At 65.0% G+C, this 15,457-nt stretch carries 12 protein-coding genes; 10 read left to right on the forward strand and 2 right to left on the reverse strand.

All coding sequences use genetic code 11. From position 1 onward, the window contains the following. The first annotated feature begins 195 nt into the window (after positions 1 to 195). The 4 genes from ACOJB8_RS22250 to ACOJB8_RS22265 all read left to right on the forward strand — a co-directional run bounded on the left by ACOJB8_RS22250 (position 196) and on the right by ACOJB8_RS22265 (position 5,513). A complete protein-coding gene (locus ACOJB8_RS22250; RefSeq protein ID WP_069265823.1) occupies positions 196 to 936 on the forward strand; it encodes a 3-ketoacyl-ACP reductase in 741 nt (246 codons plus the stop codon). Positions 937 to 1,157: 221 nt separating this feature from the next. Then, positions 1,158 to 3,674, forward strand: coding sequence for a DNA ligase D (gene ligD, locus ACOJB8_RS22255; RefSeq protein ID WP_475014229.1), 2,517 nt, complete (start codon positions 1,158 to 1,160; stop codon positions 3,672 to 3,674). Between the two features lie 76 nt (positions 3,675 to 3,750). Next, positions 3,751 to 4,677, forward strand: coding sequence for a non-homologous end joining protein Ku (gene ku, locus ACOJB8_RS22260; RefSeq protein ID WP_475014332.1), 927 nt, complete (start codon positions 3,751 to 3,753; stop codon positions 4,675 to 4,677). 29 nt (positions 4,678 to 4,706) lie between these two features. Continuing rightward, entirely contained in the window at positions 4,707 to 5,513 is an 807-nt protein-coding gene (locus tag ACOJB8_RS22265; RefSeq protein WP_475014335.1) for a tetratricopeptide repeat protein, read from the forward strand. Positions 5,514 to 5,592: 79 nt separating this feature from the next. Here the strand turns inward: ACOJB8_RS22265 and ACOJB8_RS22270 are convergent, their stop codons facing one another. Both ACOJB8_RS22270 and ACOJB8_RS22275 read right to left on the reverse strand, forming a co-directional pair. Then, the gene (locus ACOJB8_RS22270; RefSeq protein WP_475014231.1) at positions 5,593 to 6,453 is read right to left on the reverse strand and encodes a class I SAM-dependent methyltransferase; all 861 of its coding nucleotides are present in this window, start codon (positions 6,451 to 6,453) and stop codon (positions 5,593 to 5,595) included. Positions 6,454 to 6,487: 34 nt separating this feature from the next. Continuing rightward, a complete protein-coding gene (locus ACOJB8_RS22275; RefSeq protein WP_368727029.1) occupies positions 6,488 to 7,471 on the reverse strand; it encodes a LysR substrate-binding domain-containing protein in 984 nt (327 codons plus the stop codon). Between the two features lie 166 nt (positions 7,472 to 7,637). On the opposite strand from ACOJB8_RS22275, the gene ACOJB8_RS22280 reads away from it, so the two are divergent. The 6 genes from ACOJB8_RS22280 to araG all read left to right on the forward strand — a co-directional run bounded on the left by ACOJB8_RS22280 (position 7,638) and on the right by araG (position 15,431). After that, on the forward strand, positions 7,638 to 9,389 hold the full coding sequence (locus ACOJB8_RS22280) for an IlvD/Edd family dehydratase (RefSeq protein WP_069265828.1): 1,752 nt from the start codon (positions 7,638 to 7,640) through the stop codon (positions 9,387 to 9,389). A gap of 75 nt (positions 9,390 to 9,464) precedes the next feature. Next, positions 9,465 to 10,820 (forward strand): MFS transporter, encoded by a 1,356-nt coding sequence (locus tag ACOJB8_RS22285; protein WP_475014233.1) that lies wholly within the window; start codon positions 9,465 to 9,467, stop codon positions 10,818 to 10,820. 40 nt (positions 10,821 to 10,860) lie between these two features. Then, positions 10,861 to 11,790, forward strand: coding sequence for a dihydrodipicolinate synthase family protein (locus tag ACOJB8_RS22290; protein ID WP_475014235.1), 930 nt, complete (start codon positions 10,861 to 10,863; stop codon positions 11,788 to 11,790). Between the two features lie 56 nt (positions 11,791 to 11,846). After that, positions 11,847 to 12,776 (forward strand): Gfo/Idh/MocA family protein, encoded by a 930-nt coding sequence (locus ACOJB8_RS22295; RefSeq protein WP_475014237.1) that lies wholly within the window; start codon positions 11,847 to 11,849, stop codon positions 12,774 to 12,776. Positions 12,777 to 12,832: 56 nt separating this feature from the next. Continuing rightward, positions 12,833 to 13,837 carry an arabinose ABC transporter substrate-binding protein gene (locus ACOJB8_RS22300; RefSeq protein ID WP_069265832.1) on the forward strand — a complete coding sequence of 335 codons (1,005 nt, stop codon included), beginning with the start codon at positions 12,833 to 12,835 and terminating at the stop codon, positions 13,835 to 13,837. A 55-nt stretch (positions 13,838 to 13,892) separates the two neighbouring features. Beyond that, positions 13,893 to 15,431 carry an L-arabinose ABC transporter ATP-binding protein AraG gene (gene araG, locus ACOJB8_RS22305; RefSeq protein WP_475014239.1) on the forward strand — a complete coding sequence of 513 codons (1,539 nt, stop codon included), beginning with the start codon at positions 13,893 to 13,895 and terminating at the stop codon, positions 15,429 to 15,431. Positions 15,432 to 15,457 lie beyond the last annotated feature (26 nt).

Below are 15,457 nucleotides of genomic sequence, written 5' to 3' on the forward strand. Positions count from 1 at the left end.
GGCGCTGCTACGCTGAGTCGGTTCTCCGGCGGTATCGAGCGAAGGCCGGCGCACGCTGTCTTACGGAAGGATTGCGGCAGGCGTTTTCCTGTACGGGTATTTCCCCATCGCCCGGCTTGGTGGCGCTCGTCAAACTGACTCCATCCTCCAGAGTCTTTCCCAACTCACCTACCCCCTAAAGCAAAAGGAGGATCTATGGCAAAGCGTATTGCCTACGTGACCGGCGGCATGGGCGGCATCGGAACGGCCATCTGCCAGCGTCTGCACAAGGATGGCTACACGGTGGTCGCGGGCTGCGGCCCGAACTCGCAGCGCAAGGCGCGCTGGCTCGACGAGCAGAAGGCGCTGGGCTACGAGTTCGTCGCGTCCGAAGGCAACGTGGCCGACTGGGACTCCACGGCTGCCGCGTTCGAGAAGGTGAAGAAGGACGTCGGCGAGATCGACATCCTGGTCAACAACGCCGGCATCACGCGCGACGTCGTGTTCCGCAAGATGACGCACGAAGACTGGATCGCGGTGATCGACACCAATCTCACGAGCCTCTTCAACGTGACCAAGCAGGTGATCGACGGCATGATCGAGCGGGGCTTTGGGCGGGTGATCAATATTTCGTCGGTCAACGGGCAGAAAGGCCAGTTCGGTCAGACGAATTACTCTACAGCCAAGGCCGGCATTCACGGCTTCACCATGGCGCTCGCGCAGGAAGTGGCGACCAAGGGCGTGACGGTCAACACCGTTTCTCCCGGCTATATCGGCACGGACATGGTGAAGGCGGTGAAGCCCGAAGTGCTCTCGAAGATCGTCGACAGCATTCCGGTGCGGCGCCTCGGCGAGCCGCAGGAAATTGCCTCGATCGTGGCGTGGCTCGCGTCCGACGAAGCAGGTTTCTCGACCGGCGCGGACTTCTCGCTCAACGGCGGCCTGCACATGAGCTGAGCATTGCCGCGGCTTCTTGCGCGGTGCTTGTGAGCACAACGAAGTGATCTGGCGGGAGCGGCGAAATGCCGGCTCCCGCCTCGTATTTGGGGGCGCCGGTTTTGTGCTGGGTCTGGAATCGGCGTCCGGCGACCGCAGCGCAGGACACGTGAGGCAGGCGCGCTCGCGCCACGCGTTCCACTTGCGACGCACCAGGCGAGAGTTCTTCCTAGACTATCGTCATGGCCTCGACCCGCGACCGCAATCCGTCATCACCGCCGCTTTCCCGCTACGGAAAAAAGCGGGATTTCAGTGTCACGCCTGAACCGGCGCCGCCGGCTGCCAGCTCGCCCGTTGAAAATGGACATCTGGGCTTCGTCGTGCAGAAGCACTGGGCGAGCCGGCTGCACTACGACTTCAGGCTCGAACTCGACGGGGTATTGCTCTCATGGGCCGTACCCAAAGGTCCGTGTTACGACCCGAAGGAAAAACGGATGGCCATTCACGTGGAGGACCATCCTGCCGACTACGCGGGTTTTGAAGGCACGATTCCGGCAAAGCAATACGGCGCTGGCGACGTGATCGTCTGGGACCGTGGCACCTGGGAACCCGTCGGTGATCCGCGTGAGGGGATGACTGCGGGCAAGCTGGTCTTCCGTCTCCACGGCGAAAAACTTGCCGGACTCTGGGAGCTGGTCCGCATATCGAAGCCGGGCGACAGGCAAGACCAGTGGATGCTGTTCAAGAAGCGCGATGCCTGGGCGCAGCCGCTTGCCGAATACGATGTCATCAAGGCGCTTCCCGATAGCGTGACGGCGAAGCCGCTCGGGCTCATCGAGGAACGTGCGCCGCGGGCAGCGAGGCCTGCGCGCAGCGAATCGTCGGAGATCGACCTTTGCGCGGCGGTGTCTGCTCCGTTGCCTGCCAGGCTCGAGCCCCAACTCGCGACCCTGGCGCCATCACTTCCCACAAGCGGTGATTGGGTAACGGAAGCCAAGCTCGACGGCTATCGCATGCTGTCCCGCGTCGCCAAAGGCCGTGTGCGACTCATCACACGAGGCGGTCATGACTGGACAGTGAGGTTTCCCGCGCTTGCAGCAGAGGTCGAGGCGCTTGGGCTCAACAGCGCGTGGCTGGATGGCGAAATCACCGTCCTCAAAAACGGCCTTCCCAGTTTCGCTGCGTTGCAAGATGCGATAGACGGCAACGCGAATCAAGACATCGTCTACTTCCTGTTCGACCTGGTGTACCTCGACGGGAAAGACCTCAGGAAGGTGCCGCTGTGGTCGAGGCGCATGCTGCTCGCGCAGCTTCTTCACGATGCCGGTGAGCACATCCGGTTCAGCGAGGACTTCGAGGCGCCCCCGACCCAACTGTTCGAGGCCGCCTCGGGCCTGGGCCTGGAAGGCCTCATGCTCAAGCGCCGCGACGCGCCTTATGAGTCGGGGCGGACCCAGACGTGGCTCAAGGCAAAATCCCGGCTCCGGCAGGAACTGGTCATCTGCGGGTTCACGGCCCGAGGCGGTAAAGACGGGGAGATTGGCAGCCTGTTGCTTGGCTATTACGCAGACGGCAGGCTTCGCGACGCTGGAAGCGTCGGCACCGGCTGGGACGCCAGGATCGCGCGGGACCTGTGGGCGCGGCTGACGCCGCTCGAAGTCGATGCGGCACCCTTTGAAGTCGACGTCGCGAGGTCGCGCCGGTGGGCCCGGCGCTCGGCCGGCAGTGAGCGGTGGGTTCGCCCTGAACTCGTCGCAGAGGTCGAATTCGCGGACTGGACCGCCGATGGCGTCATCCGGCAGGCCTCGTTCAGAGGTCTGCGCATCGACAAGCCGCCAGGCGGCGTCGTCCGGGAGGGGGGGAAGACGCAGGCGCCGGAGCCGCAACTGAAGCTGAAAATCACGCATCCGGAACGCGTCGTCGACCCATCGACGGGTGTCACGAAGGCGGACCTCGTGCGCTACTACGCGAGTATCGCGGAGCGGATGCTGCCTCACCTGAAAGCCCGGCCCATTGCGATGGTTCGCGCGCCCGCAGGCATCGCCGAAGACCTGTTCTTTCAGAAGCATGCCGAGAGAACAGGCATGCCCGGATTGACGGCTCACGACCGCAGTCTCTGGCCGAATCATCCGCCCCTCTTGAGCGTCGACACGGTCGATGCGCTGCTGTCGGCGGCACAGATGAACGCCGTCGAGTTTCACACCTGGAATTCGACCGTTCGACGACTCGACAAGCCCGACAGGGTCATCTTCGACCTGGACCCAGGCGAGGGCGTGAAATGGGGACGCGTTCAGGAAGCGGCGCTGCTGGTTCAAACGTTGTTGTCGGAAGTGGGGCTGCAAGCCTGGCTGAAGACGAGCGGCGGGAAAGGCTTGCACGTCGTCGTGCCGCTCGCGCCGCGGCTGGACTACGATGCGGTCAAGTCGTTCTCGCAGGCATTCGTGCGGCATCTGGCGAAGACGATTCCCGAGCGCTTTTCGGCGACCGCCGGGGCTTCGAACCGGGTCGGAAAGGTCTATGTCGACTACTTGCGCAACGGCAAGGCACAGACCACCGCTGCGGCATTTTCCGCGCGTGCGCGACCCGGGATGGGCGTCTCGATGCCGGTCGCCTGGGAGCAGTTGAATGACCTCAAGAGCGGGGCGCAGTGGACCGTACAAACGGCCCGCGAGTATCTGAGCTTCCAGCAGCAGGACCCGTGGGCCGATTACTGGTCGGGGTCGCAATCGTTGGCACCGGCGATAAAGCGCCTAAAATGAAACGACCGCCGGTCGGCGGCGGCACGCGCTTTGCGTGAGCGACGTGCCGAACCTGCAAATCCGCGAGGAGAAGTCCATGCCCGCCCGCTCAATTGCTTCCCTGACGCTGTCCTTCGGGCTCGTTTCGATTCCGGTGAAGCTCTATACCGCTACCGAGAGTTCGTCCGACATCCGGTTCCACATGCTGGCGCCCGACGGCTCGCGCGTGAAGCAGCAATACGTCTCCGAGAAGACGGGCGATGTCGTCGAGCGCTCGAGCATGAGCAAGGGCTACGAATTCGAAAAGGACCGCTTCGTGGTCTTCACCACCGACGAGCTAAAGGCGCTGGAAGACGCTGCGAGCCATGTCGTCGAAATCATGGCCTTCATCCCGGAAGAGGCGATCAACCCGGTCTTCTACGACAAGGCCTACTACATTGCACCCGACAAGCGCGGCGGCAAGCCGTATAGCCTCTTGCAGCAGGCGCTCGTGCAGAGTGGCCGCTGCGCATTGGCGAAATGGGCGTCGAAAGGACGGACGCGGATCGTGCAGGTGCGCCCCGAAGAAGATGGACTCGTCTTTCAGCAATTGCTGTACGCCGACGAGGTTCGCTCGCTGGCTGACCTCCATGTCGAACATGTCGACGTATCCGATACCGAGATGAAACTCGCGCTGCAGATTATCGAGCAGGGCTCCGAGGACAATTACGACCCGACTGCGTACGAAGACGAAGAGAAGAAGCGCATCCTCGCAGCCATCGACGAAAAGATCGCAGGCAAGCAGGTCGTCGTTCACGAGGCTCGCGAAGAGCTTGCGGGTGGCGGACAGGTTATCGACCTGATGGATGCATTGCGGGCGAGTTTGAAGGGTGGCGCGAAAGCGAAGACCGCTCCGGCGCCCAAGCGTAGCAAGAGCGCCGAGCCCGTTACCGAACTGCCTGTCGCGCCCAGGACGCGCAAGCCGCCGGCGCGTGCCGCCAAGGCGCCCGCCGAAGCGCCTGCCAGGGTGCGGGCACGCAAGTGACGCCACAAGTCGCCGCGCGCGAAATTTCGATGCGCGAGTTGCAGGCCATGCTGGGCGTTTCCCGGAGGGTGGTATCGGGCCTCATTGCTGCAGGATTCGTGAACCCGTCACGCGGACCGCGAAACGCCTACCGCTTCACGTTCCAGGACGTCGTGCTGCTGCGTACGGCGTTGCAGCTGCGCGATGCGCGTATTCCACCGCGCAAGATCATCATGGCGCTCACGCGGCTCAGAGACGAGTTGCCCGATCGGTTACCGCTTACGGGGATTCGCGTATCGGCAGTCGGCAACGATGTGGCCGTGCGAACGGGTCCTTCGCAGTGGGATGCCGCCACCGGTCAGTTCCTGCTGGATTTCGAAGTGGCGCAGATCAAGGGCGATGTCGTGTTTCTCGACTCGGCGCCTGCGCAAAAGAATCTCGCGCATCAGGCGCAGGAGTGGTACGACCTGGGCGAACAGTTGAGAGCATCCGATGTAAACGGCGCTGAACGGGCGTACAAGAAGGCTATCGCGCTATCGCCGCAACCTTTTTATCCTGCCTACGTTGACCTGGGCGCGCTGCTGTGTGAACTCGAATCCCGGTGCGAAGATGCGCTGCATGTATTCGATGAGGCGTTGGCTCACTTTCCCGACGATGCCGTGTTGCACTTCAATCGCGCGATTGCGTTCGAGGAGCTGGGACGCTTCGAAGACGCCGAGCGAAGCTATATGCGCTGCCTCGAACTCGACCCGACGTACGCGGACGCTCACCACAACCTGGCCATGCTGCTCGAAAGACGTGGCGACCCGCAGGGTTTGGTTCGTCATTTGAGCGCGTATCGACGGTTGACTACCTAAACCGTGCAGAAGGTGGCAAGTGGGCCAGAATGTGCGCAGAAACTCAGCTTTCCCCCGCACAGACCACGACAACCCCGCCTCAAACCGTCGCCACCAGAATCGACTCCCCGCTAGCCGGCCTCAGCCCATCGCTTCGTCCTGCGAAGTAACGCGCGGTGAGATCCGCGGTCGAAACATGACGCGCATTGCGCAACCCGGCCTCGCTTGCCAGCGCAAGCATCTCATCGGGCGCGAAAAAGCTCACGAACGGCGTACCCGCCGCCTTCGCGCGTTCATACACGGCGGCATGCTGCGAGCGCTCGGGCTCGTCGATGAGTTCGAGCGGCAGGAGGAAGGTCATGACGAGCGTCGAGCCCGGTGCGAGTTGCGCGATCTGCCGCAGCGTCGCGAGGTTCGCCTCGCGCGTGAGATACATGGAAACGCCCGTCGAGGCGATCACCGCGGGACTCGCGGCATCGAACCCAGCCGCGGCGAGCCGCTCCCACCACGTCTCGCCGGCTTCGAAATCCACCGGCACGAAGCGCAGCCACGCCTGCTCGCGATACCCCAGCTCCATGAGCCGCTGACGCTTCCATGTCTGCGTGCCCGGCCTGTCCACTTCGTACACGTGCAGGCGCGAGGCGATTTCGGGGTGGCGCTGGGCGAACGTGTCGAGTCCCGCGCCGAGAAGCACGTACTGGCGGGCGAGCCCGTTAGCGGTCTGTTCGGCGACAAGGTCTTCGACAAAGCGCGCGCGCCCGACGATCGAGGCACGATAACCGCGCGTCCCTTCAGGGTGCATATCGGGCCGCTCGCGCCAGTTCGACTCCGGTGCGGCGATCTGCATGCCGGTTTCGTCTTCGAGCACGTGGGGCGCATCGTCGACCTGGACGTGCAGCGCGCGCCACAGCGCGACGCGAATGGCGGTGCTGTCGGGAGCGGCGGGATGGCTGGCGGGCATGGTTCGGTCCTCTCGCGCGGGTTTCGTCGCACGATTATCGCGCGCCTTGCTCGCGGCCGTGTGTCCCGTAGATGTCGGCGCTCACCTGCCGCAACGCCTCGATCATCACGCTCGCCGCGGGCGTGAGGAGGCCGTCCGCGCGCGTGATGATGCCGAAGTCGTCCATCTGGCAATCCATCGGCACGGGCAGGATCGCGACCATGCCGTGCGCCGCGTAGTAGCGCGCCACGTCCTCGGTGAGCACGGCGATCATGTCGCTTTGCTCCAGCACGCGCGTGATGAACAGCAGCGCGGGTGTCTCGACCACGTTCGATGGGGGCGCGAGGCTCGCGCGCTGGAACATCAGCTCGAAGCGGTGGCGCAGCACGCTGCCAACGGGCGGCACGACCCACGTGGCGCGCGCGATGTCGGCGAGCGCGATCGGTCGGGCTTCGTCCTGCGCCGCCACGAGCATGGGGTGCCCCGGCCGGACCACGGCGCACACGGGCTCGCCCGCGAGCGGTTCGTAACGCAACTGGAGCTTGTCGTGCTCGGCGGACAGGCGGCCCAGCACCACGTCGAGCTTGTCTTGCGCCAGGTGTTCGAGCAGCACGTTGCTGGCGTCGATCTCCACGGAGACGCGCAGGTTCGCATGCGTGCGCTTGACCGCCGCAACGGCCGCCGGCAGCACGCGCACGCCCGGCGAGGTGATCGCGCCCACCGCCACGTGGCCAAGGCGCCCGGCCTTGAGCGCGCTCAGTTCCTCCTGCGCCTGGTCCAGGCTGCCGAGCACGGCGCGCGCGTGGCGGATCAGCGCGTCGCCGTACAGCGTGGGCCGCATGCCGCGCGGCATGCGTTCGAACAGCACCGCGCCGAGCATGTCTTCGAGCTCGCGCAGGAGCTTCGAGGCGGCGGGCTGCGTCATGTTCAGCGCCGCCGCCGCGCGGTGAATGTTACCTTCCTCCGCCAGCGCCACGACGAGGAGCAATTGCCGCGTTTTCAGCCGCGTGCGCACGTACCAGGGGCTCGTATCGAGCATGTCTCCGCCTGATTTCCCAAATAGTTTTAGGTGTTTATACCAATGCCGATTTCGATATCGGAAGCGTCCATTATTTCATTAGGAGGTTATCAGACTTCTCCGTAGACTGTCCCGAATCCATCGCTCGAAGCACTCGGCGAACTACTCGCTCTACACAACGAACACGATGTCGGATACCAAACCCAAACTGCGCTCCCAACAGTGGTTCGGCACCACGGACAAGAACGGCTTCATGTACCGAAGCTGGATGAAGAATCAAGGCATTCCCGATCACGAATTCGATGGTCGCCCGATCATCGGCATCTGCAACACCTGGTCGGAACTCACGCCCTGCAATGCGCATTTCCGCAAGCTCGCCGAGCACGTGAAGCGCGGCATTTATGAAGCGGGCGGCTTCCCCGTCGAATTCCCGGTGTTCTCGAACGGCGAATCGAACCTGCGTCCCTCGGCCATGCTCACGCGCAATCTCGCCTCCATGGACGTGGAAGAGGCGATTCGCGGCAACCCCATCGACGCCGTCGTGCTGCTGTGCGGCTGCGACAAGACCACGCCCGCGCTGCTGATGGGCGCGGCGAGCGTGGACGTGCCCGCCATCGTCGTGACCGGCGGCCCGATGCTCAACGGCAAGCACGAAGGCCGTGACATCGGCTCCGGCACGGTCGTCTGGAGGCTGCACGAGGAACTGAAGGCGGGCGAGATCAACCTGCATCAGTTCCTTTCGGCCGAAGCGGGCATGTCGCGCTCGGCGGGCACCTGCAACACCATGGGCACTGCCTCGACGATGGCCTGCATGGCCGAATCGCTCGGCGTTTCGCTGCCGCACAACGCCGCGATTCCCGCCGTCGATTCGCGCCGCTACGTGCTCGCGCACATGTCGGGCATCCGCATCGTGCAGATGGCGCTGGAAGACCTGAAGCTCTCGAAGGTCCTCACGCGTGAAGCGTTCGAGAACGCCATCCGCACCAACGCCGCGATTGGCGGCTCGACCAACGCCGTGATTCACCTGAAGGCGATTGCCGGGCGCATCGGCGTCGATCTCGAACTGGAAGACTGGCAGCGCATTGGCCGCAACACGCCGACCATCGTCGATCTGCAGCCGTCGGGCCGCTTCCTGATGGAAGAGTTCTATTACGCGGGCGGCCTGCCGGCGGTGCTGCGCCGGCTCGGCGAAGCGAACCTCCTGCCGCATCCCAATGCGCTCACGGTCAACGGCAAGTCCATCTGGGACAACGTGCGCGAGGCGCCCAATTACAACGATGAAGTGATCCGTCAACTCGACAACCCATTGATCGCGGACGGCGGCATCTGTATCCTGCGCGGCAATCTCGCGCCGCGCGGCGCCGTGCTCAAGCCTTCGGCGGCCACGCCCGAGCTGCTCAAGCATCGGGGCCGCGCCGTGGTGTTCGAAAACTTCGACCACTACAAGGCGACGATCGCCGACGAGTCGCTCGACGTCGACAAGGACTCCATCCTCGTGATGAAGAACTGCGGCCCGCGCGGCTACCCCGGCATGGCCGAGGTCGGCAACATGGGCCTGCCGCCCAAGCTGCTGCGCCAGGGCGTGAAGGACATGGTGCGCATTTCCGATGCGCGCATGAGCGGCACGGCTTACGGCACGGTGGTCCTGCACGTGGCGCCCGAAGCGGCGGCGGGCGGCCCGCTCGCGGCGGTGCGCAACGGCGACTGGATCGAGCTGGACTGCGAATCGGGCCGCCTGCATCTGGACATCAGCGACGAGGAACTCGCGCGCCGTCTGAGCGATGTCGATCCGGCGGCCGCGCCCGGCGTGGCGGAGCAGCTGGGCAAGGGCGGTTATGCGCGCCTTTACGTCGATCACGTGCTGCAGGCCGACGAGGGTTGCGACCTCGACTTCCTCGTGGGCAAGCGCGGGGCGGCGGTGCCGCGGCATTCGCACTGAGCGGTTGACGCAATGAGCCAGGGCGCGCCGGCGCCCTGAGCGCAGCAAAAGAGAAGAAACGAGCCTGGAGACACGATGACGAACCCGCAGGTGCTGCAACACGAAAGCCCCGCTGCACTGGTAAGCGCCAGCAGCGAGGAAAAGCACATCGTCGGCCATATCGCGCGCCGGCTGCTGCCTTTTCTCGCGCTGATCTATGTGGTGGCGTACGTCGATCGCACCGTGGTCGGCTTCGCGAAGCTGCACATGAACGCGGCCGTGGGCCTGTCCGACGCCGCCTACGGCCTGGGCGCGGGCCTCTTCTTCATCGGTTATTTCCTCTGCGAAGTGCCGAGCAATCTCGCGCTCGCGCGCTTCGGCGCGCGCGTGTGGTTCGCGCGCATCCTCTTCACGTGGGGCGTGATCACGATGCTGATGGCGCTCGTGAGCGGCCCGAAGAGCTTTTACGCGTTGCGCTTTCTGCTGGGCGCGGCGGAGGCCGGGCTCTATCCCGGCATTCTGTATTTCCTCACGCAGTGGTTCCCCATGCGCCACCGCGCGCGCGTGATCGGCCTGCTCGTGCTCGCGCAGCCCATCGCCGGCATCGTCACGGGCCCGATCGCGGGCGCGCTGCTCGAAACGCACGGCTTTTTCGGCATGTCGAGCTGGCAGACGCTCTTCGTCGTGAGCGGCCTGCCTGCCGTGCTGCTGTGCATTCCCACGCTGCGTCTGTTGCCCGAATCGCCCGCGCATGCACGCTGGCTCGACGACACTGAGCGCCGCTGGATCGCGCGCGAACTCGCCGCCGACCAGCGCACCTACCGCCTCGACACGCATCGCAACCCATTCAGCGCGCTCAAGGACCGCCGCGTGCTGCTGCTTGCGCTGCTGTTCCTGCCGTTTCCGCTGTGCATCTATGGTTTGTCGCTCTGGTTGCCTACCATTATCAAGGCGTTCGGCGTGAGCGATTCCACGGCGGGCCTGCTTTCCGCGGTGCCGTATCTGTTCGCGGTAGCGGGCTTGCTGATCGTGCCGCGCCATTCGGACAAGCATCGCGAACGCTACGGCCACATCGTCGTGGTCTCGGGCGTCGCGGCGCTGACGATGGCCGCGAGCGCGTGGTTTCACGCGCCGGCGCTGCAACTGCTGTTCATCTGCCTGACCGCTTTTTCGATCTACTCGATTCAGGCCGTGGTCTGGGCGCTGCCCGGCGAGTTCCTCACCGGCGCGAGCGCGGCCGTGGGGATCGCGACGATCAACTCGCTCGCGAATCTCGGCGGCTATCTCGGCCCCTATGGCATCGGGCTCATCAAGGACGCGACGGGCAGCCTGGCGGCCGGGCTTTACTTTCTCGCGGCCACGCTGGTGTTCGCGGTGCTTGTGACGTTCGCCGTGCGCGCGGTGCTGCGCACGCCTCGCCGCAGCACGGGAGAGCTGGCGAGCGAATCGTGAAGGCGCGGCCTGACACTCTTTCTCAAGCAGGACTGAAGACATGACTACGAGCCGTACGCCCCGATTCAGGGGCATTTTCCCCGTCGTGCCGACCACGTTCACCGAAACGGGCGAACTGGATCTGGCAAGCCAGAAGCGCGCCGTCGATTTCATGATCGACGCGGGCTCGGACGGCCTGTGCATTCTCGCGAACTTCTCGGAGCAGTTCTCGCTCTCCGACGACGAGCGCGAAGTCATCACGCGCACCGTGCTCGAGCACGTGGCAGGCCGCGTGCCCGTGATCGTGACGACCACGCACTACGGCACGCCGGTTGCCGCCGCACGCAGCAAGCGCGCGCAGGAGCAGGGCGCGGCGATGGTGATGCTCATGCCGCCGTACCACGGCGCGACCTTCCGCGTGCCCGAGCAGCAGATTTACGACTTCTACGCGCGCGTGTCCGATGCGATCGACATTCCCATCATGATCCAGGACGCGCCTGCGAGCGGCACGGTGCTCTCCGCCCCGTTCCTCGCGCGCATGGCGCGCGAGATCGAGCAGGTTTCGTACTTCAAGATCGAAACGCCGGGCGCGGCAAACAAGCTGCGCGAGCTGATCAAGCTGGCGGGCGAGGCCGTCGAAGGCCCGTGGGACGGCGAAGAAGCCATTACGTTGCTCGCGGACCTGAACGCCGGCGCGACCGGCTCGATGACGGGCGGCGGCTTCCCGGACGGTATTCGCCCGATCATCGTAGCCCACCGCGAAGGCCGCACCGACGACGCATTCGCGCTGTACCAGAAGTGGCTGCCGCTCATCAATCACGAAAACCGCCAGGCGGGCATGCTCGCCTGCAAGTCGCTGATGAAGGAAGGCGGCGTAATCGAGTGTGAACTGCCGCGCCACCCGTTGCCCGCGATGCATCCCGCGACGCGTGCCGAGCTGGTCGACATCGCGCGACGCCTCGATCCGCTCGTATTGCGCTGGGGTAGATAAATAATTCGTCATGCAGAATAAAAAATCTCCCTGAAAAGAAGGGACGGAGATACGTCATGAAAGCGTCCTATACATTGGGTATCGTCGGCGTGGGCAAGATTGCGCGCGACCAGCATCTGCCCGCCATCGCGGGCAATCCCGGCTTCGAACTCGTCGCGAGCGCGAGCCGCAACGCGCAGGTCGAGAACGTGCGCAACTACAAGGACATCGGTGCGCTGCTGGCCGCCGAGTCCGATCTCGACGCCGTGTCGCTGTGCGCGCCGCCGCAGGTGCGCTACGCGCAGGCGCGCGCCGCGCTCGAAGCGGGCAAGCACGTCATGCTCGAAAAGCCGCCTGGCGCGAGCGTGAGCGAAGTCGAGGCGCTGCGCGAACTCGCGCAAAAGCGCGGCCGCACGCTGTTCACCACGTGGCATTCGCGCTGCGCGAGCGCCGTCGAACCCGCGCGCGCGTGGCTCGCCGAGCGCACCATTCGCGCCGTGCACGTGCGCTGGAAGGAAGACGTGCGCCGCTGGCATCCGGGTCAGACGTGGATCTGGGAACCGGGCGGCCTCGGCGTGTTCGATCCGGGCATCAACGCGCTTTCCATCGTCACGCGCATCCTGCCGCGCGAAGTGCTGCTGCAGGGCGCGACGCTGCATGTGCCGAGCGATTGCTCGACGCCGATCGCAGCCGAACTCGATTGCATCGACACCGATGGCGTGCCCGTGCGCGCCGAGTTCGACTGGCGCCACGGTCCGGTCGAGCAATGGGAAATCGATGTGGAGACCACGGACGGCCTGCTCTCGATCGCGGAAGGCGGCAAGCGCCTCGCGATTGCGGGCGAGCCGGTCGCGCTCGACGCGGAACGGGAATATGCGGCGCTCTATGAGCGTTTTCACTGGTTGATCGCCCACGGCACCGACGACGTGGACGTGCGCCCGCTGCGCCTCGTGGCGGACGCGTTCCTGCTCGGCAGGCACGTCGAAGTCGAGGCCTTCGGGCATTAAAGACGCTTCTTTCAAGCATTACACACGCAGCACACCACACCTGAGGAGACAGGAGCATGACCAGCAAGATCCGCCGTTTGACCCTTCGTGCCGCATTCGCGGCGATGTGCATTGCCCCGCTCGGCATGAACGTGGCGGCGCACGCCGACTCGCCCGTGAAGATCGGTTTCCTCGTGAAGATGCCGGAACAGGCATGGTTCATCAACGAGCAGAAGGCCGCCACGGCGCTCGGCCAGAAGGAGAACTTCTCGGTGGTGAACATCGGCACGCCGGACGGCGAGAAGGTGCTCGCCGCCATCGACAACCTCGGCGCGCAAGGCGCACAGGGCTTCGTGATCTGCGCGCCGGACGTGCGTCTCGGGCCGGCGATCCAGGCGCGCGCCAAGCGCTACAACATGAAGTTCGTGACGGTGGACGACCAGCTCGTCGACTCGTCGGGCAAGCCGATCGCCAGCGTGCCGCACCTCGGTATGTCGGCGCTCAAGATCGGCAATCAGGTCGGCCAGGCGATCACCGACGAAATGAAGCGCCGCGGCTGGAAGCCGGAAGAAGTGGGCGCACTGCGTATCACCGACTATGAACTGCCCACGGCGAAGCTGCGCACGGACGGCGCGACGCAATCGCTGCTGGCCGGCGGCTTCAAGAAGGAAAACATCTTCGACGCCCCGCAAAAGACCACCGACGACGAAGGTGGCTTCAATGCGGCGTCGCCGGTGCTCGCCCAGCATCCGAACATCAAGAAGTGGGTGGTGTTCGCGCTCAACGAGGAAAGCGTGCTGGGCGCCGTGCGCGCGACCGAACAGCTGCACATTCCGTCGGCTGACGTGATCGGCGTGGGCATCAACGGCGCAGGCGAAGCGTTCGCCGAGTTCCAGAAGAAGCAGCCTACGGGCTTCTACGGCACGATCGCCGTGAGCTCGACGAACCACGGCAAGGAAAGCGCCGAGAACCTCGTCGAGTGGATCCGCGACGGCAAGCAGCCGGCCGCCGACACGCAGACCACCGGCAAGCTGATGACGCGCGACAACTGGACGGCCGTGCGCAGCGAGCTGGGTATCTAAGGACTGCGTAGAAGACTGAGGCGAAGCAAAGGGCAGGGATGCAATGACTGAAACGATGACTGATGCGAACGCGCAAGCGAACGCGGTGAAGGGCGCTCAACAGGGGAATCGCGCGTACCTGGAGCTCGACGGCATTACCGTGAGCTTCCCGGGCGTGCGCGCGCTCGACCGCGTGGCGCTGGAAGTGCGTGCCGGCGAAGTGCACGGCTTGATGGGCGAGAACGGCGCGGGCAAATCCACGCTGCTCAAGGTGCTCTCGGGCGTGAACCAGCCGCAGGAAGGCACGCTCGAGCTGAATGGCGTGGAGCACCGCTTCACGACCACGAAGGCGGCGCTCGAAGCGGGTATCGCGATCATCTATCAGGAACTGCATCTCGTGCCCGAGCTGACGGTGGCGGAAAACCTGATGCTCGGGCAGTTGCCCAATCGCCTCGGCGTGCTCGACGAAGGCACGCTCGTCAAGCGCGCGATGGATGAACTCAAGCGGCTTGGCGAGCGCATCGATCCGCGCACGCCGGTGAAGAATCTCTCCATCGGCCAGCGCCAGATGATCGAGATCGGCAAGGCGCTCATGCGCGACGCGCGCGTGATCGCCTTCGACGAACCGACCAGCTCGCTCTCGGCGCGCGAGACGGAGAACCTCTTTCGCATCATCAACGCGCTGCGAGCGGATGGCCGCGCGATCATCTACGTCACGCACCGCATGGACGAAGTCTATGAGCTCTGCGACCGCGTGACGGTGTTCCGCGACGGCAAGCGCATCGAGACGTTCGATTCGGTAGCCGATCTCGACCGCAATCGCCTGATCGCGGCGATGGTGGGCCGCTCGATCGAGGACGTGTACGGCTATCGTCCGCGCCAGGCGGGAGACGTGCTGATCGAAGCGAAGGGCCTGCTGGGTCCCGGCCTGGCCGAGCCGGTATCGTTTACGGCGCGGCGCGGCGAGATCGTCGGCTTCTTCGGGCTCGTGGGCGCCGGGCGCTCGGAACTCATGAAGCTGGTTTACGGCGCGACGCGCGCCAGCGCGGGGCATGTCGAACTCGACGGCAAGCGCGTCAATTTCGCGAGCCCCCGCGACGCCGTGCGCGCGGGCCTCGCACTGTGCCCCGAGGACCGCAAGCAGGAAGGCATCGTCGCGATCGCCTCGGTGGCCGACAACCTGAACATCAGCGCGCGCCGCCACTTCAGCCCCGCGCGCTTCCTCCTCGACGCGCGGCGCGAGCGCGATCTCGCGCAGGACTACATCAAGAAGCTCGCGATCAAGACGCGCAACGGCGACACGGCCATCGGCACGCTCTCGGGCGGCAACCAGCAGAAGGTGATTCTGTCGCGCTGGCTCGCCGAGCGCATCGAGGTGTTCCTGATGGACGAGCCCACGCGCGGCATCGACGTGGGCGCGCGCGCCGAGATCTACAACCTGCTGTACGAGCTCGCCGAAGCGGGCAAGACCGTGATCATGGTGTCGAGCGACCTGGCCGAGGTGATCGGCGTGTCGGACCGCATCATCGTCATGCGCGAAGGCCGGATTGCCGGCAGCCTGCCGAAGGCCGAAGCTTCGCCCGACGAACTGATCAAGATGGCGCTGCCGCGCTGAAATCCTTTTTGTAACGACGAACCAGA

This window comes from Paraburkholderia sp. BR10141 (assembly GCF_056155635.1).

Excerpts from the sequence above, each read along its gene's own strand:
- ACOJB8_RS22285 (WP_475014233.1), top strand. The coding sequence starts at position 9,465 with ATGACGAACCCGCAGGTGCTGCAACACGAAAGCCCCGCTGCACTGGTA.
- ACOJB8_RS22275 (WP_368727029.1), bottom strand. The coding sequence starts at position 7,471 with ATGCTCGATACGAGCCCCTGGTACGTGCGCACGCGGCTGAAAACGCGG.
- ACOJB8_RS22280 (WP_069265828.1), top strand. The coding sequence starts at position 7,638 with ATGTCGGATACCAAACCCAAACTGCGCTCCCAACAGTGGTTCGGCACC.
- ACOJB8_RS22300 (WP_069265832.1), top strand. The coding sequence starts at position 12,833 with ATGACCAGCAAGATCCGCCGTTTGACCCTTCGTGCCGCATTCGCGGCG.
- ACOJB8_RS22295 (WP_475014237.1), top strand. The coding sequence starts at position 11,847 with ATGAAAGCGTCCTATACATTGGGTATCGTCGGCGTGGGCAAGATTGCG.
- araG (WP_475014239.1), top strand. The coding sequence starts at position 13,893 with ATGACTGATGCGAACGCGCAAGCGAACGCGGTGAAGGGCGCTCAACAG.
- ACOJB8_RS22290 (WP_475014235.1), top strand. The coding sequence starts at position 10,861 with ATGACTACGAGCCGTACGCCCCGATTCAGGGGCATTTTCCCCGTCGTG.
- ligD (WP_475014229.1), top strand. The coding sequence starts at position 1,158 with ATGGCCTCGACCCGCGACCGCAATCCGTCATCACCGCCGCTTTCCCGC.
- ACOJB8_RS22270 (WP_475014231.1), bottom strand. The coding sequence starts at position 6,453 with ATGCCCGCCAGCCATCCCGCCGCTCCCGACAGCACCGCCATTCGCGTC.
- ACOJB8_RS22250 (WP_069265823.1), top strand. The coding sequence starts at position 196 with ATGGCAAAGCGTATTGCCTACGTGACCGGCGGCATGGGCGGCATCGGA.
- ACOJB8_RS22265 (WP_475014335.1), top strand. The coding sequence starts at position 4,707 with ATGCGCGAGTTGCAGGCCATGCTGGGCGTTTCCCGGAGGGTGGTATCG.
- ku (WP_475014332.1), top strand. The coding sequence starts at position 3,751 with ATGCCCGCCCGCTCAATTGCTTCCCTGACGCTGTCCTTCGGGCTCGTT.